We start from the raw sequence: 23,294 nt of genomic DNA on the forward strand, positions 1-23,294 counted from the left end.
GAAGGAGACCCGCACCCGCATGTCCGACACCTCGCCAGGCCCCGGCGGCAGCGTCCGGCCTCTCGTCCAGCCCGCGCCACCAGCCATCAGCGCCGCGGATGCCGCGCGCATCGCCGCGGACGGGTGGGGCATCGCGGGGTCCGCCCGCGCGTTGGGCAGCCACCAGGACCGCAACTTCCTGCTCACGCGTCCCGACGGCCCGGACCTGCTCCTGAAGATCGCCAACCCCAGCGTCACGCGGGCCGAGACCGAGGCGCAGTCGTCGGCGGCGGCCCTCATCGCCGACCGCTGCGGTGTGCGGGCGCCCCGCGCCCTCCCCCTCGCCGACGCCGACGCCGACGGCTCGACGCTCGCCGTCGCGGTGCACGGCGTCACCGTGCACGCCCGCCTGCTGGACTTCCTCCCCGGCGAGACGCTCACCGGCCATCTCTCGATCCCCGTCGTTCGGCGGATGGGACGGCTGGCCGCGCAGATCGCCGGCGCGCTCGAGTCCCTCGACGCCCCAGGCGCCGAGCGCACGCACCAGTGGGACCTGCGGCATGCGCCGACGGCGCTCGCCGCCACCCTGCCGCACGTCGCCGACGCCGGCGACCGACGCCGGCTCGCCGACACCGCGGCGGCGGCGTGGACGGCCGTCCAGGCCGTCGCCGACGACCTGCCGGTGCAGTGGATCCACGGCGACCTCACCGACGACAACGTCGTCGCGTCGGATCCCGTCTCGCGCATGCCCGACGGCGTCATCGATCTGGGCGACCTCAACCGCACGTGGGCGATCGGCGAGCTCGCGATCACCGTGTCGTCCCTGCTGCACCACCCCGGCGGCGGACTCGTGCCGGCGATGCAGGCCGTATCGGCCTACGCCGCCGAGCGACCGATCACGGATGCCGAGGCACGCGCGCTCTGGCCGCTGGTGGTCGTGCGCGCAGCGACTCTGGTCGCGAGCGCCCACCACGTGCTCGCCACCGACCCCGGGAACGCCTACGCGGCTGAGAACCTGTCGCACGAGCAGCTCATCTTCGCCCACGCCGTGTCGCTGCCGCTGCCGGTCGCGACCGCGCTCGTGCAGCGCGCGGCACGGCACGAAGCGCCGCCCGCTGCGCTTCCGGCGGCTCGTCCGCTGATCGACATCGACGAGATGACCACCGTCGACCTCTCGCCGACGAGTCCCGCGCTCGACGGCGCGCTGGACGACGCGTTCCTTCGCGGCGGCCGGTGGTTGGCGGCATCCGTCGAAGACGATGTCTTCGATGCGACGACCGGCGCCGTCGCGGCGGCTCGGTTCGGCGAGGCCCGACTCACGCGGTCTCAGCCGCACCAGGTCGAAGAGCCGGCCAACGTCGCCCTCGGCGTCGAGCTGCGCCTGCGCGAGGAGACCGGCCTGCGCGCGCCCTGGGCCGGTCGGATCGCGCGGACGCCGGACGGTCTCGTCCTGCACGGCGACGACATCGACCTGCGGGTCGACGGGTGCGTGCCCGCGTCCGAGGGCACCGTCGCCGCCGGCGACGTCCTCGGCACCGCGACCGGACGGGTGTGGGTGCAGGCGACCCGACCCGGCGTCGAGGCGCCGCCGTTCGTGCCCGCGTCGCTCGCCGACGCGTGGCGCAGGGTCGTCGCCGACCCGGGCTCAATCCTTCCGGGGCTCGCGCCGCTGCCCGCGCGGCCGGACGCCGAGACGCTCCGCGCGCGCCGGGACGCCGCCCTTGCCGACGTGCAGGAGCACTACTACGACGACCCTCCGGTGATCGTGCGCGGCTGGCGCGAGCATCTCATCGACGCGGACGGGCGGGTCTACCTCGACACCCTCAACAACGTCACGTCGGTCGGTCACGCCCACCCCCGTGTGGTCGAGGCGGCGAGCCGTCAGTGGCGGCTGCTCAACACGAACTCCCGCTTCCACTACCCCGGCATCGTGGAGTTCGCCGAGCGGCTGGCGGGGCTTCTTCCCGACCCGCTCGACACGGTGTTCCTCGTCAACAGCGGCTCCGAGGCGGTCGACCTCGCGCTGCGTCTGGGTCAGGTCTGGTCGGGACGCACGGACGTCCTCGCCGTGCGCGAGGCGTACCACGGCTGGACCTTCCTCACCGACGCCGTCTCTACCTCGATCGCCGACAATCCGGCCGCCCTCGAGACCCGGCCCGCGTGGGTGCACACGGTGCCCGCGCCCCATCCGCAGCGCGGAGCCCACGCCGCGGACCCCTCGGCCTATGCGCGCGAGGCGGTCGCCGAGGTGGAGCGGCTGGCGGCCGCCGGCACGCCCGTCGGTGCTGTCGTCGCCGAGGCCATCTTCGGCAACGCGGGCGGGGTCTTCCTCCCCGACGGCTACCTCGACGCCGTCTACCGCGCCGTCCGCGCGCACGGCGGGCTCGCGATCGCGGACGAGGTGCAGGTCGGCTACGGGCGCCTGGGCGAGTGGTTCTGGGGGTTCCAACAGCAGGGCGTCGTTCCCGACGTGGTCGCGGTCGCCAAGGCGATGGGCAACGGCCAGCCTCTCGGAGCCGTCATCACCACGCGCGAGATCGCCGCGCGGTACCGCGACGGCGGCTACTTCTTCTCGTCCGCGGGCGGCAGCCCGGTCTCGTGCGCGGTGGGCCTGGCCGTCCTCGACGTCATCAGCGACGAGCATCTGGATCGCAACGCGCGCGAGGTCGGCGACCGACTGCGTCGGCGGCTGCTCGACCTGGGGTCGCGGCATCCGATTCTCGCGACCGTCCACGGCGCGGGCTTCTACCTCGGGCCGGAGTTCGTCCGCGACCGCGCGACGTGGGAGCCCGCGACCGCCGAGACGGCGGCGATCTGCCGGCGGCTTCGCGACCTCGGGGTGATCGCACAGCCGACCGGCGACCACCAGAACATCCTGAAGATCAAGCCCCCCATGTGCTTCGACGACGCCAGCGCCGACGCCCTCGTCGGCGCACTGGACCGCGTGCTCACCGAGGGATGGTGATCGGCGTCAGTCGCGCCCGCCCGGCGGGCCGACGATGAGCAGGACGACGAACAGGGTCGCCACCGCCAGGACGATCAGCGCCGCGAGCACCCACGGGCGGTGCAGGAACCAGCGCATGAGCCGGTCGTGCCACGCGGCGTCGCGCGGATCGGCCGTCGGCTCGAGGCGCCATGGTCCGGCGAGGCGGCCGCTGCGGTGCAGCCACACCTCGGTGGGGATGGTCGCGTACGGGATGACGGCGCTGCCGATCGCGACGATCGCCGGCCCCGCGCCCCAGCGCTGATTCCTCGCCACGAGGATCGCGGTGGCGCCGTAGGCGAGGAAGACGAATCCGTGGATGCCGCCACCCACCGTCACGGCGACGGCGAGGTCGGCCGTCGCGCGCAGGATGAGGCCGCCGATGAGCAGCGTCCACGAGATCGCCTCAGCGATGGCCAGCGTGCGGAACAGGGTCAGGGGCGTGCGGAACACCGGTCTCCTCGGGTCGGGATCTCCAGCCTAAGCGCGGGTGCGGGCCGGCCCGCCCGGACGCACCCGTCCGGTGCCGACGGCGCGGCGGTCTAGCGTGGGTGCGTGGACTTCCCCTTCGAGACCCTGCGACGTCGACCCGATGTCGAGGGACCGGACCTGGTCGCCGTCGACGCGGCGGATCGCCTCATCCTCGACGTCTCGACGGGCGCCCGTGACGGTGTCGCCGCGGGGCGGATCGCCGTCATCGGCGACGCGTACGGCGCACTCACGCTCGCGGCGTCCGCCTCGGCCGGCGGACCCGTCCGGGTGCACCAGGACTCGATCGTGGGCGAGCGCGCGCTGGCGGCCAATGCCGCCGACCTCGGCATGCCCGGCGCGGCCCGCCCCCGCCCCCTCGACGCCACGGCCGTCGAGGACGCCCGCGTCGTGCTGCTGCGACTGCCGCGCTCGCTCGACGCCCTCGACGACATCGCGGGCCTCATCGCCCGTCACGCCGACCGCGACGTCCGGGTGTTCGCGGGCGGCCGCATCAAGCACATGTCGCTCGGCATGAACGACGTGCTCCGCCGGCACTTCGCGCGGGTCGACGTCACGCACGCCAGGCAGAAGTCGCGGGTTCTCATCGCCACGGGCCCCGGCGAGGGCGCGGATCCGCAGCCGCGGCGCGCGACCGAGGACGGTCTCGTGGTGTGCGCGTACGGCGGCACGTTCGCCGGTGCCGGGATAGACATCGGCACCCGCCTCCTGCTCGCGCACCTGCCGCCCACCGTGCCCGCCGACCTGCCCGCCGTCGACCTGGCATGCGGCACCGGCGTGATCGCGGCGGCTCTGGCGTCGCGGCATCCGCTGCTTCGCGTGCATGCGGCCGACGTGTCGGCCGCGGCGGTCGCTTCCGCGCGCGCCACAGCCGAAGCCAACGGCGTGGCGGAGCGCGTGCGGGTGGTGCGCGAGGACGGCCTCGAGAGCATGGCCGAGGCGAGCGCGGGCTTCGTCGCCCTGAACCCGCCGTTCCACAGCGGCGCCGCCGTCACCGGCGATCTCGCCCCCCGGCTCTTCGCCGACGCCGCCCGCGTGCTGCGCCCCGGCGGCGAGCTGTGGACGGTGTGGAACTCGCCGTTGCGCTACCGCGCCGCCCTCGAGCAGCTGGTCGGACCCACGCGGCAGATCGCCCGGAACGCCAAGTTCACGGTCACGGCGTCGACGCGTCGCTGACCTCCGCGACGGGGAGGGTCAGCGCGTCGACCACCACGCCCACGCGACGAGCACGGGCTGGAAGAAGAGCCGTCCGAGGCGCTTGCCGTCGGAGTCGAGCCCGAAGCCGTCCCGACGCTTCGCCCACTGCTCGATGTTGCCCGGGAAGATGGCGATGAAGAAGGCGCTGAGGATCGCGCCGACCCGTCGCCGCGACCCGGGCAGGGCGATGAGCGCACCGCCGAGCATGGCCTCGACGACGCCCGAGGCGACCACGACGGCATCCTTGTCGAGCGGGGTCACACGCGTGGTCCAGTCCGGCACCTGGGCCTGGAATTCCCGCCGGGCCCAGAACAGGTGGCTGATGCCGGCGAAGATCATGCTGAGACCCAGAGCCCACCGCGCGACGTTCCTCATCGTTCCAGCCAACCACAGCGCGCGGGACCCCGGGTCGGGGCTGCGTCCCGGCGGGCTATCCTGCGGGGATGGAAGACCTCGACGACGTCGCCCGGCAGCTCGAACGGCTCACGGCCGACCCGTTGGCGGATGCCGTCGCCGCCAGCATCCGCATCCTGGCGGCGTCTGAGCCCGGACCCCGCGGCCGCTATCAGGAGTGTCAGCTCGAGGTGCTGGCCGAGGGGCCCGGCATCGAGCCGACACGGGTGACGACGGCCGTCGTCACAACGCGACGCCACTGGCCGCGCGTGGGCGCGGTGCTGCCCGCGCGGGTGTCGGTGAGCGACCCGCGCGTGCTCGACGTGAACTGGGATGCGCTGGCGGACTGAGCCGCCGGCGCATCCCCGTTGTCGGTCGAGCTCGTCAGTCGGAGCCCGAGGTGGGCGCGTCGCCCGCGTCTGCCGTGGACGTCTCGTCGGTCGTGACGGGGTCGTCGCTGTTGGCCTTGAACGGGTTGGTCTGCTTCCCGCCCTTGCGCTCCGAGCCGGTGATGTCGGTCATCAGAAGTCCCAGTCGTCGTCTTCGGTGGCTTCGGCCTTGCCGATGACGTAGGACGAGCCCGACCCCGAGAAGAAGTCGTGGTTCTCGTCCGCGTTGGGCGACAGGGCCGAGAGGATCGCCGGGTTCACGTCGGTGACGCTCGACGGGAACATCGCCTCGTAACCCAGGTTCATCAGCGCCTTGTTGGCGTTGTAGTGCAGGAACTTCTTGACGTCCTCGGTCAGCCCGACGCCGTCGTAGAGGTCCTGCGTGTACTGCACCTCATTGTCGTACAGCTCGTACAGCAGAGAGAAGGTGTAGTCCTTCAGATCCTGCCGCGTGGCCTCGTCGACCTTCTCGAGTCCCTTCTGGAACTTGTAGCCGATGTAGTAGCCGTGCACGGCCTCGTCGCGGATGATGAGGCGGATGAGGTCGGCGGTGTTGGTGAGCTTGGCGCGGCTCGACCAGTGCATCGGCAGGTAGAAGCCGGAGTAGAACAGGAACGACTCCAGCAGGGTCGAGGCGACCTTGCGCTTGAGGGGCTCGTCGCCGCGGTAGTACTCCATGACGATCTGCGCCTTGCGCTGGAGGTTCTCGTTCTCGACCGACCAGCGGAACGCCTCGTCGATCTCCTTCGTCGAGCACAGCGTCGAGAAGATCGACGAGTAGCTCTTGGCGTGCACCGACTCCATGAACGCGATGTTGGTGTACACCGCCTCTTCGTGCGGGGTGATCGCGTCGGGGATGAGCGAGACCGCGCCGACGGTGCCCTGGATCGTGTCGAGCAGCGTCAGGCCCGTGAACACGCGCATCGTGAGCGTCTGCTCCTCGGGGGTCAGCGTGTTCCACGACTGGATGTCGTTGGACAGCGGCACCTTCTCGGGCAGCCAGAAGTTGTTCACGAGGCGGTTCCACACCTCGAGGTCCTTGTCGTCCTGGATGCGGTTCCAGTTGATCGCCTGGACGTGGTCCAGCAGTTGCAGCTTCTCAGCCATTGTCAGTTCCTTCTAGAATCCCAGGTCAGAAGCTCAAAGCATGCACGAGACGCACTCGGACATGTCGGTGCCCTCGAGGGCCATCTGCCGCAGGCGGATGTAGTAGATCGTCTTGATGCCCTTCTTCCACGCGTAGATCTGGGCCTTGTTGATGTCGCGGGTGGTGACGGTGTCCTTGAAGAACAGCGTCAGCGACAGGCCCTGGTCCACGTGCTGCGTGGCGGCGGCGTAGGTGTCGATGACCTTCTCGTAGCCGATCTCGTACGCGTCCTGGTAGTACTCCAGGTTCTCGTTCGTCATGAACGGAGCCGGGTAGTAGACGCGGCCGAGCTTGCCTTCCTTGCGGATCTCGATCTTCGACGCGATCGGGTGGATCGAGCTCGTGGAGTTGTTGATGTACGAGATCGAACCGGTCGGCGGCACCGCCTGCAGGTTCTGGTTGTAGATGCCGTGGGCCTGGATGCTGGCCTTCAGCTCGCGCCAGTCGTCCTGCGTCGGGATGTGGATGCCGGCGAACAGCTCGGCGACCTTGTCGGTCTGGGGCAGCCACGCCTGCTCGGTGTACTTGTCGAAGAACTCCCCCGACGCGTAGGTCGAGTCCGCGAATCCCTCGAACGCCTGGCCGCGCTCGATCGCGATCCGGTTGGATGCGCGCAGCGCGTGGAACACCACGGTGTAGAAGTAGATGTTCGTGAAGTCCAGGCCCTCTTCCGAGCCGTAGTGGATGTGCTCGCGGGCGAGGAAGCCGTGCAGGTTCATCTGCCCGAGGCCGATGGCGTGCGAGCGGTCGTTGCCGTCCTCGATCGAGCGGACCGAGCTGATGTGGCTCTGGTCGCTGACGGCGGTGAGCGCGCGGATCGCGGTCTCGACGGTGGCGGCGAGATCGCCGCCGTCCATCGCCAGGGCGATGTTCATCGACCCGAGGTTGCAGGAGATGTCCTTGCCGATCTGGTCGTACGAGAGGTCCTCGTTGTACGTCGTCGGCGTGTTCACCTGCAGGATCTCGGAGCACAGGTTGGACATGTTGATCCGGCCCTTGATCGGGTTGGCCTTGTTCACCGTGTCCTCGAACATGATGTACGGGTAGCCGGACTCGAACTGGATCTCGGCGAGGGTCTGGAAGAACTCGCGCGCGTTGATCTTCGTCTTCTTGATGCGCGGGTCGTCGACCATCTCGCGGTACTTCTCGGTCACCGAGATGTCACCGAAGGGCACGCCGTAGACGCGCTCGACGTCGTACGGCGAGAAGAGGTACATGTCTTCGCCGTTCTTGGCCAGCTCGAACGTGATGTCGGGGATGACGACACCGAGCGACAGGGTCTTGATGCGGATCTTCTCGTCGGCGTTCTCGCGCTTGGTGTCGAGGAACCGCATGATGTCGGGGTGGTGGGCGTTGAGGTACACCGCACCGGCACCCTGACGCGCACCGAGCTGGTTGGCGTAGCTGAAGCTGTCTTCGAGGAGCTTCATGACGGGGATGATGCCGCTGGACTGGTTCTCGATCTGCTTGATCGGGGCACCGGATTCGCGGATGTTGGACAGCAGCAGGGCGACGCCGCCGCCGCGCTTGGACAGCTGGAGCGCCGAGTTGATGCCGCGAGCGATCGACTCCATGTTGTCCTCGATGCGCAGCAGGAAGCACGACACCAGCTCGCCGCGCTGGGCCTTGCCGGTGTTGAGGAAGGTGGGGGTGGCCGGCTGGAAGCGACCCGAGATGATCTCGTCGACCAGCTGCTCGGCGAGCTTCTCGTCGCCGTCCGCGAGGCCGAGGGCGGTCATGACGACGCGGTCCTCGAAGCGCTCGAGGTAGCGCTTGCCGTCGAAGGTCTTCAGCGTGTAGCTGGTGTAGTACTTGAAGGCGCCGAGGAACGTCTCGAACCGGAACTTCTTGCCGTAGGCGCGGTCGTTGAGCTGCTGGATGAACTCGAACGAGTACTTCTCGATGACGGCCGGCTCGTAGTACTCCTTCTCGACCAGATAGTCCAGCCGCTCCTTGAGGGAGTGGAAGAAGACCGTGTTCTGGTTGACGTGCTGCAGGAAGTACTCCCGCGCGGCGCGCTTGTCGGCGTCGAACTGGATCTTCCCGTCCGCGTCGTACAGGTTGAGCATCGCGTTCAGCGCGTGGTAATCCATGCCCTCGAACCGCGCGTCGTTCGTGACGTCCGTCTTCACTGCAGCTTCCACCATCGATCCATTCCCTCGCGTACGCGAGCTACATCCTCGGGCGTGCCGAAAAGTTCGAGCCGGTACAAGTGCGGCACGCGGCACTTGCGGCTGATGATGTCGCCGGCGAGACAGAAGTGCTCGCCGAAATTCGTGTTCCCCGCAGAGACGACTCCGCGGATCAGGCTCCGGTTGTGCTCGTCGTTGAGGAACCGGATGACCTGCTTGGGCACCGCGCCCTTCTCGACGCCGCGTCCCTGCCCGCCCCCGTAGGTGGGGGTGATCAGGATGTAGGGCTCATCGACCGCGAGATCCGGCTCCGACGAATGAAGCGGGATGCGCAGGGCGCGCACCCCCAGCTTCTCGACGAAGCGTGCGGTGTTCCCCGAGACGCTCGAGAAGTACACCACCAGCGGCGTCGCGGCCGCCTCGTCGGCAACCGCGCTGCGCTGGGCGACCGCGGTTGCCATCGAGGTCACGCCAGACGAGAGGCGAGCTCGTCGATCTTGTCGGGGCGGAAGCCCGACCAGTGGTCTTCGTCGGTGATGACGACCGGCGCCTGCAGGTAGCCGAGTGCCTTCACCTGCTCGAGCGCGGCAGGGTCCTCCGACAGGTCGAGCACGTTGTACTCGATGCCCTTCGAGTCGAGCGCGCGGTACGTCGCGTTGCACTGAACGCAGGCTGGCTTCGTGTAGACCGTAATCGCCATATCGATCCGTTCTTCCCCTCATATCCGGTGAATCTCCGGTAGGCCCCACCGGGAGTCCAATACTACATATGGGTGCCGACATTGGATAGCACCACAAGGGATAGTAGTTACATCCGTGTAGTTTTCCACCGTTGTCCTCAGGTACACCACAGGTTCTCCACGGATCCATCCACAGGATGAAACGCTCAGGAGCCCTCGGAAAATCCCTGGATCACCGGCGTTTCACCGCTGCGGATGAGATCCATCCACAGGTCGCACGCTACGACCGTCCACCGACATCGGATTCGCCTGTGGAGAGCGGCTTGGGCGTGTCGCGCGCGTGTCGGCGAGGGGGTCGCTCCCCGGTAGCGTTGATCCGTGGCGGGCTATCGGGATCTCTTGCGCACTCCGGGTGTCGGGCGCATCATGGCCGCGCAGCTGACGGCGCGCTTCCCCAACGGCATGACGAGCCTCGCCGTGCTCCTGCACATCGAGCAGAGCACAGGCTCGTACGGCGCGGCCGGGCTCGTCCTCGCCGCCACCTCGGTGGGACAGGCTGTCGCGGGCCCGGTGACCAGCCGCTGGATGGGCGTGTGGGGCATGCGCAAGGTGCTCTCGGTGACGCTCGTGGTGTGCGCCATCGCCATCGCCACCCTCGCGCTGGCCGACCTCGTCCTTCCCGCCGCCGTGGCCCTGGGTCTGGTCGCCGGACTGTCGACCCCGCCGGTGCAGTCGGCGGTGCGCACCATCTATCCGAAGATGGTGAACTCCCGTCAGCTCACGCCGCTGTTCTCGCTCGATGCGTCGCTGCAGGAGATCATCTGGATCGCCGCCCCGGTGCTCATCACCTTCGTCGCCACGCAGATCGGCACCGTCGAGGCCCTGCTCGTCGTCGTCGTCATCCTCGTGGGCGGCGGCACGTGGTTCATCCTCTCCCCCGAAGTCGGACGCGTGCGCATCCCCCGCAGCCGCCGCCGTCTCGGACGCGTGCTCATGAAGCCGCCGGTCATCCTCGCCACCGTCATCGGCTTCCTCCTCATCGGCGCGTGCGCCGCCGTCGAGGCGGGTGTCGTCGCCACCTTCGGCCACGACGGCCTCGAGGCCGGGATCGTGCTGGCGGTGTTCGCCATCGGCAGCCTCGCCGGCGGACTCTCGTTCGGGCACATCCCGATCGGGCCGTGGGCGATGGCACGCCGCCTCGCGATCGTGACGGTGGGCCTGTCGCTCACGATCGTGTCGCTGAACGTGTGGTGGCTGGGCGCCACCCTCGTCGTGGCCGGCATCGGCATCGCCCCCGCCCTGGCGGTGCTGTTCGCGATGACCTCCGTGAGCGTGAAGTTCAGCGAGACCGCCGAGGCCTACGGCTGGATCGGGACCGGGCAGCTCATCGGGGCCGCCGCCGGTTCCGCCGTCGCCGGCTTCCTCATCGATGGCGTGGGCCCTTCCGGGGCGTACGTCGCCGCGGCGATCTTCGCCGCCGCCGGTCTCGCCGTCTCGGTCGTGTTCGTGCGCGGCTTCCCCGACCTCCGCGGTCGCGATGCGAGCCCCCTCCCCGACACCGAGCCCGTCGCCACGATCACGTAGCACTCAGGCATGGCGCGACTCAGGCCCATGGCGACTCAGGCGATGCGTCGCAGCATCTCCAGCACGGCCATCGCGTAGGCGTCGGCGGGCTCGGGATGCTCGAACACGAAGGTCTCCTGCCCTTCGTCCTCGCCCTCGCGCCGGCGCAGCACGATCTCGACCTCGTGCGTGTCGGCCAGTCGCCGCAGCCCGCGGAACGCGCCGCGCAGCAGCTCCCGCAGCTGGTGCTCGTGCGGCAGCCACAGGGCGTCCTCGAGCGCCACCGAGTCCAGCGCCCACTCCGTCGTCCCGTTGAAGGCGAGGATCCGGCCCGTGGGGTATTCCCGAGGCTCGACGGTCATCTCGCTGACGGTGAAGACGTCCGCGTCGAACTCGGGTTCGTCCAGTTGGAACCGGTCGCCCGATCGCGGGTGCCAAATGAGCCCCGCCTCCCGCAGGGCCAGGGCCAGTTCCGTCGAGATCATGCAGACCATCATGACGCGGATGCCGGGGCCCGGGGCCGCTTCTAGGCTGTCAGCATGCCTGCTCCGGTCTCACTCCCCCGTCAGTCGTGGGGCTCCCCCGACGCCGCCCGCCGCGCGCTGCTCGTGCACGGCCTCGGATCCAACGGCGCCCTCATGTGGCGCTACGGCGTGCACCTGGCCGACGCGGGCTGGCGCGCGGACGCCGTCGACCTGCGCGGCCACGGCACCGCGCCGCGGACGCTGGATTACCGGATCGACGCGTACGCGGCCGACCTCGCCGCGCTCCGCGACCCCGCCGGACCGTGGGACCTCGTCGTCGCCCACTCCCTCGGTGCCGCCGCCGCCACCGTGACTGCCGCCGCCGACCCGGCGTGGACCCGACGCCTGGTGCTCATCGACCCCGCCCTCCACCTTCTCCCGCGAGACCGGGGCATCGTGCGACGCAGCCAGACGGCCGCCTTCGAGGATCCGACCCGCCGTGCCGTGCGCGCCGAGCATCCGGATTGGCACGAGGTGGACGTGGAGCTCAAAGCGCTCTCGGCCCAGCAGGCCAGTCGCTGGGCGGTCGAACAGACCAGCATCCAGAACCCCGAATGGGATGTGCGCGAGGCGGCATCCCGGCTCACCGTGCCGACGCACATCATCGGATCCGACCCGCGCGTGTACTCCATCTTCACCGGCGCCCTCGCCGAAGAGGTTCTGCAGAACTCGGCCGTCACGATGTCCGTCGTCGCGCGGGCGGGTCATTCCCCCCACCGCGACAAGCCCGAGGCAACGCTCGCCGCGCTGGATGCCGCGCTCACCCCGCTCGTGCGCTGACGTCGATCACGACGCGGCGCACCTCATCGATTGACGACGGGGTACGAGATCGCGACCTCGGCGTTGACGACGACCGCGATCGCCCCCGGACGCGACCCCGGCTCGCGCGCGTAACCGGCGAGGGTGAAGACGATGCTGCCCGCCACGACGAGCGAGACCACGTTCGACAGGAACAGCAGCAGCGCTCCGCCCGCCCCCAGCCCACTCCCCTTGACCCACGCAGACGCCGACGACGCCCAGGGGCGGCACGAGGGAGATCGAGATCGCCACGCCGGGGAGGACGGCGCTGAGGTCGCGTCGGCACATGGCGAGGGCGCCGGGAGTCCACCGTCCATCGCCCACGACGAGGGGCGCTCACGCCCGGGGGTGGTGCGCGACGGCGCCGCTCGGCTAACCTCCGGTACCAGGCGCAAGGGGGGCCGGGATGGACCGGGCGACGGCATGGCTGGCAGTCGCTGCCGACGTGCTCGCACAGCAGAGCCACGCGGATGCCACGGACATACTCACCACCGCGCTGATCGCACGCACGAACGCCGGACTGGTGTCGCGCATCAGGCTGAGCGCGACCGACCCCGACCGCATCGACATCTCCGTCTCGGGATGCATGTTCCAGCCGGGGCCCACGTCGTGGCCCACCGCCGCGCAGGTGCGGGGCCACCCGATGGCCCGGTACCGGGTGGCCACCGGAGATGACACCGCAGTGCTCATGCCCGACGTGCTGGCTGCCGGCTGGGAGCTCGACCCCGCCAGCAAGGAGGTCATGCACGATCTGCGCATCAGCGACCAGCAGCTGTCGGTCCCGCTGAGCCGTGGTCGGGCCTACGACGGGTGGGTGCTGGTGGCCGAAGAGCGCTTCGGCGAACGCGAGGCGGACGAGGTCCGGGACAGCCAGCGCCTTCTGGCCGGGCTCGATGCCCATCTCCGGATCCTCGCCCGCGCTCGCTCCCCAGTGCCCGACCCCGGCGCGCCGCGTCTCACCCCCCGTGAGCGCGTCGTGCTGACCCTCGCCGCAGAGGGCTGCACCGCCGAAGCCATGGCGCGACGGCTCGGGATCTCGGCCCGGACCGTCCACAAACACCAGGAGCACCTGTACCGCAAGCTCGGCGCCTGCGACCGACTGTCGGCGGTCCTCGCCGCGCAGCGACGGGGACTGCTCGACTGACGATGTCGATCAGGCCGGCGCGCAGACCTCGAGCCGCTCCATCAGATCGATCGTGAGCATCATGAAGTCGTCCTCGGTGAGATAGCTGAACGGCTTCGGGGCCTTGCCCGCGTTGTAGAGCGCACCGCCGCCGGTCACTGCGCGGCTGTGGATGAGCGGCTCCTGGGTGAGGACGCGCTCCGCCATGAACGCCGCCGCGGCGTCGTCAGCGACATAGCCGCATTCCTCCTGCAGCTCCGGCGGGATGAGGAAGGACTTGCCGAGTTCGCTGAGCGGCACCCAGGCGGTGCCCCCGGCGGCGTGGTGGGCGTAGGCGGCCTCCGCCCACTCGTCCTTGTAGCAGTGGTGCGCCGATGCGGACGAGGCCACGAGCGTGAGCGCGGCGGTGGCGGCGATGAAGGAGCCGCCCAGTCCGAGAACGCGACGGGATGAGGTCATGACGGGTTCCTTTCGGTAGGCCGCTCCCACGGCGGCGCTGACATGAGCCAAGACTGCGGGAACACCACTGCCGCGCGGAATACGCAGAGGTGCGTATCCGTCGACGGGCCGTCGGTTGGGCCGGGAACGGGACGCGGTCCGCCCACGACGACCACAATGGGAGGATGCGCGATTTCGACCCGGCCGACCATGTGCCCGACGAGCTGCTCGAGCGGATCCGCGAGCGCGCTGCCGTTCACGACCGCGACAACACCTTCCCGCACGATGATCTGACCGAGCTCCGGGATGCCGGTTACCTCGGCCTCCTCGCCCCCACCGCCCTCGGCGGCGCGGGGCTGAGCCTGGCCGAGGCGGCCGAGGTGCAGCAGCGTCTGGCAGGAGCCGCACCGGCGACGGCGCTCGCGATCAACATGCACCTCGTGTGGACCGGCGTCGCGAAGGTGCTGGCCGACCGGGGAGACGACGCGCTGCGATTCGTGCACGAAGGGGCCGTCGCCGGCGAGCTGTTCGCCTTCGGCATCAGCGAGGCCGGGAACGACCTCGTCCTCTTCGGCAGCGACACCGACGCCGCTCCCCGCGAAGACGGCTCGTACGCATTCACCGGCACGAAGATCTTCACCTCCCTCGCCCCCGAATGGACGCAGCTCGGGCTGCACGGCCTCGACACCACCTCGCCCGATGCGCCGCGCATGGTCTACGCCTTCGTGCCGCGCAGCGACCGGATCGTCACCCGCGACGACTGGGACACCCTCGGCATGCGCGGAACGCAGTCGCGCACGACCGAACTGCACGGCGCGGTCGCACCCGCCGACCGGGTCGTGCGGCGCATCGAACCCGGGCCCACCCCCGATCCGCTGGTCTTCGGCATCTTCGCCGTCTTCGAGATCCTGCTCGCCGCCGTCTACACCGGCATCGCGCGCCGCGCGCTCGAGGTCGCCGTCGAGACGGCGGGCCGGCGCACGTCGAAGAAGACCGGCCTGACCTACAGCCAAGACCCCGACATCCGCTGGCGGGTCGCCGAGATGGCCCTCGCCTACGACGCCCTGCCGCCTCAGATCGCCGCTCTCGCCCGCGATGTCGACGCGCAGGTCGACCACGGCCCCCGGTGGTTCTCGCTGCTGAGCGGACTCAAGCACCGCGCGGTGACCGCGGCGAAGGCGGTCGTCGACGACGCCGTCCTGGTCGCGGGCGGATCGTCCTACTTCTCGTCGAGCGAGATCGGCCGCCTGTACCGCGACGTCCTGGCCGGGCAGTTCCACCCCTCCGACCCCGAGTCGGCGCACGCGACCGTCGCCGCGGCGTGGCTCGGCCCGCGAGAGGCGTAGGGCGCCCGCGATGACGCGCACTCCGACCGCACTGCTCAGCCCCGCCGATCAGGAGCGTCGGCGCGGACTGCGCGTGATGAAGGGCGTCGCGCTCGGCGCACTGCTGTTCATGGCCGCGGTGTTCGTCGTGTCGTTCTCGCTGCAGCAGACGCTGCCGTGGGCCGCCTACGTGCGCGCGGCGGCCGAGGGCGGCATGGTGGGCGCGCTCGCGGACTGGTTCGCCGTGACCGCGCTGTTCCGGCATCCGCTGGGCATACCCGTCCCGCACACGGCGATCATTCCGCGACGCAAGGACGAGATCGGCCGCAACCTCGGCGAGTTCGTCGAGACCGAGTTCCTGCGGGGCGACGTCGTGCGCGCCAAGCTCGAGGCGACGCCCATCGCCGAGCGGCTGGGCGCGTGGCTGGTCACCCCCGCGAACGCGGAGCGGGTGGTCGGCGAGGGCTCCGCGGTCGCGGTTGGCGTGCTGCGCGCGCTCAGCGACGACGACGTGCGCGACATCATCGAGGGGCTCGCCCGCGAGCACCTGATCGACCCCGAGTGGGGACCGCCGCTCGGGGCCTGGCTCTCGCGCATCCTCGAGTCCGATGCCCATCATGGCGCGGTCGACCTCGGCTTCGACTCGCTGAGCGCCTGGTTGACCGCGAACCGCGCGTCGTTCGCCGGGCTCGTGTCGCGCCGCCTGCCCGCGTGGGTGCCCTCGATCGCCGCCCGTCTCGTCGACGACACCGTCTACACCGAGGCGGTGCGCTTCGTGGCGGCGGTGCGGGCCGACCCCCGGCATCCGGCCCGCGGCGCGATCGACGGGTACCTCGACCGCCTCGCCGAGAACCTGCAGCACGACCCGGTCACGATCGGGCGCTTCGAAGACGCGAAGGTCGCCGTGTTCGACAGCCCGCGCGTGCGCGAACTCGCCTCGGCGGCCTGGCACACCGCCAAGGCCGGGCTGCTCGCCGCCCTCGAGGACGACGACAGCGCCCTGCGCCGCCGCGCGGTGGTCGCCGTCACCGAGGTGGGCGAGCGACTCATGACGGATGCCGCGCTGCAGCGCCGCGTCGAGGGATGGGTGGTGGATGCCGCCGTCTTCCTGGTCGAGCGCTACCGGCACGACATCGCCTCGATCATCGTCGACACCGTCGAACGGTGGGATCCCGAGGAGACGACCGAGAAGATCGAGCTGATGGTGGGCCGTGACCTGCAGTACATCCGGCTCAACGGCACGATCGTCGGCGCGCTCGCCGGCGTCACCATCTACGCCGTCGCCCACGCGCTGCTCGGCTGACACACGCCGTCACGGTGCGACTTCGCCCTTACGGGCAGCCGCGTCGGCGGCGTACCCTGAGCGCGTGGGTGGGGACTCTGCGACGGCGCTGCTGTTCAGCTACGGATCGCTGCGCGATCCCGAGGTGCAGCGCGGGACGTTCGGACGCGTGGTGCGGACCGAGGGCGACGTGCTGCCCGGGTACACCGTCGACTACGCCGAGGTCGAGGACCACCGTGAGATCGACGACGCCACCCCCCGCGTCGTGCCGGTCGTCCGAGAGACCGGCAGCAGCCTCGACAAGGTGGTGGGCAGCGTCCTGCATCTCGACGAGGACGAGCTCGACGCGTGCGACGAGTACCAGGCCTCGCTCTACCGGCGCGCCCGGGTCGTGCTGGCCAGCGGCCGCGCCGCGTGGGTGTATCTCGACGGGTGAGCCTGGCACGGTGCGGGATCCGGGAGTGCGCGATAACGTCAGGGCGTGACCCTCTCGCACGATCCGCTGTGGCCGCGCGCCGGTGACTGGCCGCCGCTCGACGGCATCGCCGGGGCGGTGGACGCGGTCCTCGTCGGCGTGCCGGCATGGCGGACGTCGCTGTCGCCGACGGGCGCGCACGAGACTCCCGCCGCGGTGCGCCAAGCGCTGCGGCGGTACAGTCCGACACTCATGGGTCCACGGACGCTGGACCTCACCGAGGTGCTGCAGGTGGCGGACGCCGGCGACATCGCCGAGCCGGACGGCCCCGATGGGGAGCGCCGCGTGTCGGAGCGCGTCGCCGAGCTGATCGCCCGCGCGGAACTCGTGATCGCGGTCGGCGGCGACAACTCGATCACGTCCTCCGTCGCCCGCGGGGCGGAGTCGTACGGTCTCATCACGATCGACGCGCATTTCGATCTGCGGGACGGCGTCTCCAACGGCTCCCCCGTGCGGCGTCTCGTCGACGACGGCGTCATCGATCCCGCGCGGATCGTCCAGCTCGGCATCGCCGACTTCGCCAACTCCGCGGCGTATGCCGAGCGTGCGCACGAGTACGGGATCACCGTCGTGACCCTCGACGAGCTCCGCCGCCGGGATGCCGCCGGCGTCGTCGCCGAGGCGCTGGCCGTGGCAGGCGACGGCGGAGGCCCTGTACATCTCGACATCGACGTGGACGCGTGCGACCGCTCCGTGGCTCCGGGGTGCCCGGCATCGGTCCCGGGAGGCCTCGCCGCACACGAGCTGCGGGGCCTCGTGCGGGCGCTCGCCGCAGATCCGCGCGTGACTTCGGCGGATGTCGTCGAAGTCGATGCCACCGCCGATTCCCCCGACGGGCGGACCGTGCGGCTCGCCGCCCTCTGCATCCTCGAACTCCTCGCCGGAAAGGCCCTGAACCGATGATCCGACTGGCTCTCGTGCGGCACGCCAAGTCCGACTGGGGCGACCCCGCCCTCGACGACCACGACCGGCCGCTGAACGACCGCGGCCGGCGGGACGCACCGGTGATGGCCGAACGGCTCGCGCAGGCGGGATTCCGGCCCGAGGTGATCCTTTCGAGCTCGGCCGTGCGTGCACGGACCACCGCGGCGGTGTTCGGCGAGCGCCTCGGCGTCGACGTCGACATCGATCAGAGGCTGTACGGCGCGAGCGCCCCGACGCTGCTCGCCCACGCCGCCGACGCTGCGGTGCCGTCGGTGCTGCTCGTCGCCCACGACCCGGGGATGAGCGTGCTGGCCGGGCGGCTGTCGGGCGACCGCATCGAGCACATGCCGACGTGCGCCGTCGCCACCTTCCACTGGGATGAGGACGACTGGTCGCTCATCGACGCCGTCGATCCCGTGGAGTGGACCTTCGACACGCCCCGCTGAGGCGGGCTGACCACGGTTGCGGGGTCGGCGGGCGCATAACTCCTGCACCTTGCGGGGGTCGGGGCACCGGCATCCGCGGAATCACGGGCTTCGTGCAGGCTGCGACCCCACACCCTGCAGGAGTTATGCGCCGCCCGCGCGCCCCACCCGCAGCGCGGGAGTCTCGCGCGCCGCCACCCGACGACCGCCGACGGCTCGCCGTCGCGGGCGCATAACTCCTGCACCTCGCCCGGGTCGGGGCACCGGCATCCGCGGAATCACGGGCCTCAGGCAGGCCGCGACCCCACACCCTGCAGGAGTTATGCGCCGCCCGGGCGCCCAACCCAAAGCCCGGCGCGGGCACGCCCGGCGGTCAGACCTCGGCGCCGGCGAGGTAGACGCGCTCGATGAGCGGCACGCCGGGCCGGTAGGCCAGGTGGGTGCGACTCGGGGCTTTCAGCTGCACGAGGTCGGCACGCTTCCCCGGGGCGATCACGCCGATGTCGTCGCGACGCAGGGCGCGGGCGCCTCCGGCCGTCGCCGCCCACACCGCCTCGGCGGTGGTCATGCCCATCTCGCGGACGGCGAGCGCGATCATGAGGGGCATCGAACTGGTGAAGCTCGATCCGGGGTTGCAGTCGCTCGCCAGCGCCACCGTCACACCCGCGTCGAGCAGGCGCCGCGCGCTCGGATACGGCTGCCGCGTGCTGAACTCCACGCCCGGCAGCAGCGTCGCAACGGTGTCGGACGCGGCGAGCGCGGCGACGTCCTCGTCGCCGAGGTGGGTGCAGTGATCCACGGATGCCGCCCCCATGGCCACGGCAAGACGCACGCCGTCGCCGGGTCCCAACTGGTTCCCGTGCACGCGTGGGAGCAAGCCGGCGGCGATCCCGGCCGCGAGTACCCGGCGCGACTGCTCGGACGTGAACGCGCCGCGCTCGCAGAACACGTCGATCCAACGTGCGTGCGGCGCGCACGCCTCGAGCATCTCGCCGCACACGAGGTCGACGTAGCGATCGGGGTCGCCGGCGTACTCCTCGGGGACGACGTGAGCGCCGAGGAAAGTGACCTCCTCGGTGACCTCCGCCGCGAGCGCGGCCGCCCGTGCCTCGTCGGCGACGGTCAGCCCGTAGCCGGTCTTGATCTCGAACGTCGTCGTTCCCTGGGCGCGCAGCTCGCCGACGAAACCGGCCAGCCTCGTGCGGAGTTCGCCTGTCGACGCCGCGCGGGTCGCTGCCACGGTGCGGCGTATTCCGCCGGCGGCATAGGGCGTGCCGGCCATGCGGGCTTCGAACTCGTCCGCGCGGTCGCCGCCGAACACGAGGTGCGTGTGGCTGTCGACGAACCCGGGTATCACCGCCGCGCCGCCCGCGCTCACGACCCGCACCCCCGGCATCCGCGTCCCCGCGCCCGGGCCCACGTCCCCGGCCCCGGCCCCGGCCCCGCTCCCGTCCGCGGTCCGCGAGAGTACACCTGGCGGACGAGAGGCCGGGGCGCGCCCACCCTCTCGGCGACCGGATGTACTCTCGCGGCCACCCGCACCGCGGTCACCCGCACTGCCGCCGCGCGCAGCGCCGTCACGGGCGGCCGCACCGGCGGCGGGGGCCTGCGAGGACGGGCCGACCCACGAGATGCGGCCGTCGATCACCAGGACGGCGGCGTCGTGCAGGGTGCCGCAGGGGTCGCCCGGTGCGGCGACGTTCGTCGTCAGCTCGCCGATGTCGGTGATGAGCAGGGGCGCGGCGCTCACAGCATCGGCACCTTCAGTCCGCGTTCGCGGGCGACCTCGCGCGCCCGCTCGTATCCGGCGTCGACGTGGCGCATGACTCCGGTGCCGGGGTCGTTGGTGAGCACGCGCGCGAGCTTCTCGGCCGCAAGCGGCGTACCGTCGGCGACGGTCACCTGGCCCGCGTGGATGGAGCGGCCGATCCCGACGCCGCCGCCGTGGTGGATCGACACCCACGACGCCCCGGACGCGGTGTTCAGCAGCGCGTTCAGCAGCGGCCAGTCGGCGATGGCGTCCGAACCGTCGGCCATCGCCTCCGTCTCGCGGTAGGGCGAGGCCACCGAGCCGGCGTCGAGGTGGTCGCGGCCGATCACGATGGGCCCGGACAGTTCGCCCGACGCCACCATCTCGTTGAACCTCAGCCCCGCGAGGTGGCGCTCCTGGTAGCCGAGCCAGCAGATCCGCGCCGGAAGCCCTTCGAAGTGCACGGTGTCCCCCGCCTTGTCGAGCCACCGGACGAGCCCGGCGTTGTCGGGGAAGAGCTCGCGCACAGCGCGGTCGGTCTTGCGGATGTCCTCCGGATCGCCCGACAGCGCCACCCACCGGAACGGGCCGCGCCCCTCCTCGAACTGCGGCCGGATGTACGCCGGCACGAAGCCCGGAAACTCGAACGCTCGCTCGCACCCGCCCAGCAGGGCTTCGGCCCGCAGCGAGTTCCCGTAGTCGAAGACGGCCGCACCGGCATCCTGGAACCCCACCATCGCCTCGACGTGCGCCGCCATCGACGTACGGGCACGGGCGGTGAACCCCTCGGGGTCGCGCTCGGCTTCGGTCCGCCACTGTTCGACGGCGACCTCGGCCGGCAGATAGGCGAGCGGGTCGTGCGCGCTCGTCTGGTCGGTGACGATGTCGATCGGGATGCCGCGTGCGAGCAGCTCCGGAAACACCACGGCCGCATTCCCGACGACCCCTACCGACCGCGGCGTCGCGGCCGCCTTGGCCTCGAGCACCCGCACGACGGCCTCGTCGAGGTCGGTCGTGTACTCGTCGAGGTAGCCGTGCTCGACGCGCCGGCGCAGACGCGACTCGTCGACGTCGACGATCAGCACCGCGCCTCCGTTGAGGGTGACGGCGAGGGGCTGTGCGCCGCCCATCCCCCCGCAGCCGCCGGTGAGGGTCAGCGTTCCCGCGAGGTCATCGCGGCCGAGCGAGCGCGCCACGGCGGCGAAGGTCTCGTACGTGCCCTGCAGGATGCCCTGTGTGCCGATGTAGATCCACGAGCCGGCTGTCATCTGGCCGTACATCGTGAGCCCGAGCTGCTCGAGGCGACGGAACTCGGGCCACGTCGCCCAGTCCCCCACGAGGTTCGAGTTGGCGATCAGGACGCGCGGCGCCCACTCGTGCGTCCGGAACACCCCGACGGGCTTGCCCGACTGCACGAGCAGGGTCTCGTCGGGCTCGAGCTCGTCGAGGGTGCGCACGATCGCGTCGTAGGCCTCCCACGACCGTGCCGCCTTGCCCGTGCCGCCGTACACGACGAGGTCTTCCGGGTGCTCGGCGACCTCGGGATCGAGGTTGTTCATGAGCATGCGCTTGGCGGCCTCGGCACCCCAGCTCTTGGCCGTGCGCTCCGCGCCGCGCGGGGCGCGGATGACGCGAGAGACGGGTGCGGTGGTCATCGGTGTCCTCCTTCGTTCCCAGCGTCATCGCCGGCGATGCCCGCGGCCTCGGCCACGGCTCCTGACAGCACCAGCGCGGTGACCGCCTCGATGTCGGCCGAGACGACGCGGTCGGGCCCGGGGCCCTCGGCCACGGTGCGGACGAGGTCGCGCACCGCCCCGGTGGCAGGGCCCGCCGGCAGCGGAGCGCGCAGGTCGAGCGCGCGCGCCGCCGTCAGCACCTCGATCGCCACGACCCGTGCGAGCCCGTCGACGGCGCGCCGCAGCTTGCGCGCCGCAGCCCACCCCATCGACACGTGGTCCTCCTGCATCGCGCTCGACGGGATCGAATCGACGGATGCCGGAACGGCCAGTCGCTTCAGCTCCGACACGATCCCGGCGGCGGCGTACTGGGCGATCATGAGTCCCGAGTCCACGCCGACCTCGTGCGCCAAAAACGGCGGAAGTCCGTTGCTGCGCGCAGGGTCGAGGGCCCGGTCGGTGCGTCGCTCCGAGATGGAGGCGACGTCGGCGACGGCGATCGCGAGGAAGTCGAGCACATACGCCACGGGCGCGCCGTGGAAGTTGCCGTTGGACTCCACGCGTCCGTCGAGTGTGATCACGGGGTTGTCGACGGCCGAGGCCAGTTCGCGTTCGGCGACCGTGTGCGCGTGGGCCCACGTGTCGCGCGCGGCGCCGTGGACCTGCGGCGCGCAGCGCAGGGAGTACGCGTCCTGCACGCGCGTGCACTCCGGGCCCTTGTGGCTGGCGACGATCGGCGAATCCGCGAGGAGCCGCCGCAGGTGCGCCGCCGACACGGCCTGTCCGGTCTGGGGGCGAAGCGTCATGAGGTCTGCCGCGAACACGGCGTCGGTGCCCAGCTGCGCCTCGATCGACATGGCCGCGGCGACGTCTGCCGTGTCGAACAGCCGCGCGAGATCGTGGAGCGCGAGCAGCAGCATCCCGAGCATGCCGTCGGTGCCGTTGATGAGGGCGAGGCCCTCCTTCTCGCTCAGCACGAGCGGCTCGATGCCGGCGGCCGAGAGCGCGTCCGCGGCATCCTCCTCCGAGAGGTCGACGACGACCCGGCCCTCGCCCATCGCCGCCAACGCGACGTGCGACAGCGGGGCGAGGTCGCCCGAGCAGCCGAGCGAGCCGTACTCGCGCACCACCGGGGTGATGCCGGCGTTGAGCATCGCCGCGTAGGTCTCGGCGACGACGGGCCGGATGCCGGTGCGACCGGTCATGAGGGTCTGCAGTCGCAGCAGCTGCAGTGCGCGGACGACCTCGCGCTCGACAGGTGACCCGGTGCCCGCGGCGTGCGAACGGATGAGGCTCGCCTGCAGCTGCGCGCGGCGCTCGGGGGCGATGAAGGTGGTCGCGAGGGCGCCGAAGCCGGTCGAGATGCCGTAGTGCGGCTGAGGGTCGTCGGCGAGTGCCTCGACCAGTGCGCGCGTCTCGGCCACGCGCCGCCGCGCGGCGGGGTCGAGCTCGACCCGGGCGTCGTGCCGGGCGATCGCGACGACGTCCCGCATGGTCAGCGGCGCGGCGCCGACCACGACGGCACCTCCGGTGCGCGGCAGGGTGGGGCTCGCGACGCGGGACATGCGTCGATTCCACACCCGTTCCCTCGCGCGGAACAGGT

At 71.1% G+C, this 23,294-nt stretch carries 24 protein-coding genes and 1 pseudogene; 11 read left to right on the forward strand and 14 right to left on the reverse strand.

The window, feature by feature from the left end:
- The first annotated feature begins 19 nt into the window (after positions 1 to 19).
- The gene (locus Q9S36_RS08000; protein ID WP_311284660.1) at positions 20 to 2,944 is read left to right on the forward strand and encodes an aminotransferase; all 2,925 of its coding nucleotides are present in this window, start codon (positions 20 to 22) and stop codon (positions 2,942 to 2,944) included.
- Positions 2,945 to 2,950: 6 nt separating this feature from the next.
- Here the strand turns inward: Q9S36_RS08000 and Q9S36_RS08005 are convergent, their stop codons facing one another.
- Positions 2,951 to 3,415 (reverse strand): DUF3817 domain-containing protein, encoded by a 465-nt coding sequence (locus Q9S36_RS08005; RefSeq protein ID WP_311284661.1) that lies wholly within the window; start codon positions 3,413 to 3,415, stop codon positions 2,951 to 2,953.
- A 102-nt stretch (positions 3,416 to 3,517) separates the two neighbouring features.
- Here Q9S36_RS08005 and Q9S36_RS08010 point away from each other — a divergent pair, with 102 nt between their 5' ends.
- Positions 3,518 to 4,627, forward strand: coding sequence for a methyltransferase (locus Q9S36_RS08010; RefSeq protein ID WP_311284662.1), 1,110 nt, complete (start codon positions 3,518 to 3,520; stop codon positions 4,625 to 4,627).
- Positions 4,628 to 4,645: 18 nt separating this feature from the next.
- Here the strand turns inward: Q9S36_RS08010 and Q9S36_RS08015 are convergent, their stop codons facing one another.
- The gene (locus Q9S36_RS08015; protein ID WP_311284663.1) at positions 4,646 to 5,023 is read right to left on the reverse strand and encodes a MauE/DoxX family redox-associated membrane protein; all 378 of its coding nucleotides are present in this window, start codon (positions 5,021 to 5,023) and stop codon (positions 4,646 to 4,648) included.
- 68 nt (positions 5,024 to 5,091) lie between these two features.
- Here Q9S36_RS08015 and Q9S36_RS08020 point away from each other — a divergent pair, with 68 nt between their 5' ends.
- Positions 5,092 to 5,391 (forward strand): hypothetical protein, encoded by a 300-nt coding sequence (locus tag Q9S36_RS08020; protein WP_311284664.1) that lies wholly within the window; start codon positions 5,092 to 5,094, stop codon positions 5,389 to 5,391.
- A 34-nt stretch (positions 5,392 to 5,425) separates the two neighbouring features.
- Here Q9S36_RS08020 and Q9S36_RS08025 read toward each other — a convergent pair whose 3' ends face one another.
- The 5 genes from Q9S36_RS08025 to nrdH are packed head-to-tail and all read right to left on the reverse strand — an operon-like array spanning position 5,426 to position 9,409.
- Positions 5,426 to 5,563, reverse strand: a complete 138-nt coding sequence (locus Q9S36_RS08025) for a hypothetical protein (protein WP_251450555.1) — start codon at positions 5,561 to 5,563, stop codon at positions 5,426 to 5,428.
- Positions 5,563 to 6,537, reverse strand: a complete 975-nt coding sequence (nrdF, locus tag Q9S36_RS08030; RefSeq protein ID WP_311284665.1) for a class 1b ribonucleoside-diphosphate reductase subunit beta — start codon at positions 6,535 to 6,537, stop codon at positions 5,563 to 5,565. The genes Q9S36_RS08025 and nrdF overlap by 1 nt, the downstream gene beginning before the upstream one ends.
- 33 nt (positions 6,538 to 6,570) lie before the next feature.
- A complete protein-coding gene (gene nrdE / locus Q9S36_RS08035; protein WP_311284666.1) occupies positions 6,571 to 8,724 on the reverse strand; it encodes a class 1b ribonucleoside-diphosphate reductase subunit alpha in 2,154 nt (717 codons plus the stop codon).
- A complete protein-coding gene (gene nrdI, locus Q9S36_RS08040; protein ID WP_251451511.1) occupies positions 8,706 to 9,170 on the reverse strand; it encodes a class Ib ribonucleoside-diphosphate reductase assembly flavoprotein NrdI in 465 nt (154 codons plus the stop codon). The genes nrdE and nrdI overlap by 19 nt, the downstream gene beginning before the upstream one ends.
- A 5-nt stretch (positions 9,171 to 9,175) precedes the next feature.
- Positions 9,176 to 9,409: a glutaredoxin-like protein NrdH gene (gene nrdH / locus Q9S36_RS08045; protein ID WP_251450563.1), complete on the reverse strand. Its 234-nt coding sequence runs from the start codon at positions 9,407 to 9,409 to the stop codon at positions 9,176 to 9,178.
- A 357-nt stretch (positions 9,410 to 9,766) separates the two neighbouring features.
- On the opposite strand from nrdH, the gene Q9S36_RS08050 reads away from it, so the two are divergent.
- Positions 9,767 to 10,972, forward strand: a complete 1,206-nt coding sequence (locus Q9S36_RS08050; protein ID WP_251450565.1) for an MFS transporter — start codon at positions 9,767 to 9,769, stop codon at positions 10,970 to 10,972.
- Between the two features lie 35 nt (positions 10,973 to 11,007).
- Here Q9S36_RS08050 and Q9S36_RS08055 read toward each other — a convergent pair whose 3' ends face one another.
- On the reverse strand, positions 11,008 to 11,436 hold the full coding sequence (locus tag Q9S36_RS08055; RefSeq protein ID WP_311284667.1) for a pilus assembly protein CpaE: 429 nt from the start codon (positions 11,434 to 11,436) through the stop codon (positions 11,008 to 11,010).
- A 54-nt stretch (positions 11,437 to 11,490) separates the two neighbouring features.
- Here Q9S36_RS08055 and Q9S36_RS08060 point away from each other — a divergent pair, with 54 nt between their 5' ends.
- Complete coding sequence (locus Q9S36_RS08060; RefSeq protein ID WP_311284668.1) at positions 11,491 to 12,255, forward strand: alpha/beta hydrolase; 765 nt, start codon at positions 11,491 to 11,493, stop codon at positions 12,253 to 12,255.
- A 23-nt stretch (positions 12,256 to 12,278) separates the two neighbouring features.
- On the opposite strand, the gene Q9S36_RS08065 is transcribed toward Q9S36_RS08060, so the two are convergent.
- Both Q9S36_RS08065 and Q9S36_RS08070 read right to left on the reverse strand, forming a co-directional pair.
- Positions 12,279 to 12,416: a hypothetical protein gene (locus Q9S36_RS08065; protein WP_311285086.1), complete on the reverse strand. Its 138-nt coding sequence runs from the start codon at positions 12,414 to 12,416 to the stop codon at positions 12,279 to 12,281.
- A gap of 76 nt (positions 12,417 to 12,492) precedes the next feature.
- Positions 12,493 to 12,561, reverse strand: a pseudogene (locus Q9S36_RS08070) (hypothetical protein); the annotation flags it as partial.
- Between the two features lie 118 nt (positions 12,562 to 12,679).
- On the opposite strand from Q9S36_RS08070, the gene Q9S36_RS08075 reads away from it, so the two are divergent.
- A complete protein-coding gene (locus tag Q9S36_RS08075) occupies positions 12,680 to 13,417 on the forward strand; it encodes a helix-turn-helix transcriptional regulator (protein ID WP_311284669.1) in 738 nt (245 codons plus the stop codon).
- A gap of 9 nt (positions 13,418 to 13,426) precedes the next feature.
- Here the strand turns inward: Q9S36_RS08075 and Q9S36_RS08080 are convergent, their stop codons facing one another.
- A complete protein-coding gene (locus tag Q9S36_RS08080; RefSeq protein WP_311284670.1) occupies positions 13,427 to 13,855 on the reverse strand; it encodes a hypothetical protein in 429 nt (142 codons plus the stop codon).
- Positions 13,856 to 14,019: 164 nt separating this feature from the next.
- On the opposite strand from Q9S36_RS08080, the gene Q9S36_RS08085 reads away from it, so the two are divergent.
- From Q9S36_RS08085 to Q9S36_RS08105, 5 genes are all read left to right on the forward strand, one after another.
- Positions 14,020 to 15,180: an acyl-CoA dehydrogenase family protein gene (locus Q9S36_RS08085; protein ID WP_311284671.1), complete on the forward strand. Its 1,161-nt coding sequence runs from the start codon at positions 14,020 to 14,022 to the stop codon at positions 15,178 to 15,180.
- Between the two features lie 10 nt (positions 15,181 to 15,190).
- Positions 15,191 to 16,462, forward strand: a complete 1,272-nt coding sequence (locus Q9S36_RS08090; RefSeq protein ID WP_311284672.1) for a DUF445 domain-containing protein — start codon at positions 15,191 to 15,193, stop codon at positions 16,460 to 16,462.
- Positions 16,463 to 16,526: 64 nt separating this feature from the next.
- Positions 16,527 to 16,877 carry a gamma-glutamylcyclotransferase family protein gene (locus tag Q9S36_RS08095; protein WP_311284673.1) on the forward strand — a complete coding sequence of 117 codons (351 nt, stop codon included), beginning with the start codon at positions 16,527 to 16,529 and terminating at the stop codon, positions 16,875 to 16,877.
- Positions 16,878 to 16,922: 45 nt separating this feature from the next.
- A complete protein-coding gene (locus tag Q9S36_RS08100; protein WP_311284674.1) occupies positions 16,923 to 17,819 on the forward strand; it encodes an agmatinase family protein in 897 nt (298 codons plus the stop codon).
- A complete protein-coding gene (locus Q9S36_RS08105; RefSeq protein WP_311284675.1) occupies positions 17,816 to 18,286 on the forward strand; it encodes a histidine phosphatase family protein in 471 nt (156 codons plus the stop codon). Before Q9S36_RS08100 ends, Q9S36_RS08105 begins: the two co-directional genes overlap by 4 nt.
- 352 nt (positions 18,287 to 18,638) lie before the next feature.
- Here the strand turns inward: Q9S36_RS08105 and hutI are convergent, their stop codons facing one another.
- From hutI to hutH, 3 genes are read right to left on the reverse strand one after another with little or no spacing between them, the layout of a single operon-like run.
- On the reverse strand, positions 18,639 to 20,015 hold the full coding sequence (gene hutI / locus Q9S36_RS08110; protein WP_311284676.1) for an imidazolonepropionase: 1,377 nt from the start codon (positions 20,013 to 20,015) through the stop codon (positions 18,639 to 18,641).
- The gene (gene hutU, locus Q9S36_RS08115) at positions 20,012 to 21,670 is read right to left on the reverse strand and encodes a urocanate hydratase (RefSeq protein ID WP_311284677.1); all 1,659 of its coding nucleotides are present in this window, start codon (positions 21,668 to 21,670) and stop codon (positions 20,012 to 20,014) included. The genes hutI and hutU overlap by 4 nt, the downstream gene beginning before the upstream one ends.
- The gene (hutH, locus tag Q9S36_RS08120) at positions 21,667 to 23,256 is read right to left on the reverse strand and encodes a histidine ammonia-lyase (protein ID WP_311284678.1); all 1,590 of its coding nucleotides are present in this window, start codon (positions 23,254 to 23,256) and stop codon (positions 21,667 to 21,669) included. The genes hutU and hutH overlap by 4 nt, the downstream gene beginning before the upstream one ends.
- Positions 23,257 to 23,294: the final 38 nt, after the last annotated feature.

Source organism: Microbacterium sp. ARD31 (assembly GCF_031844425.1).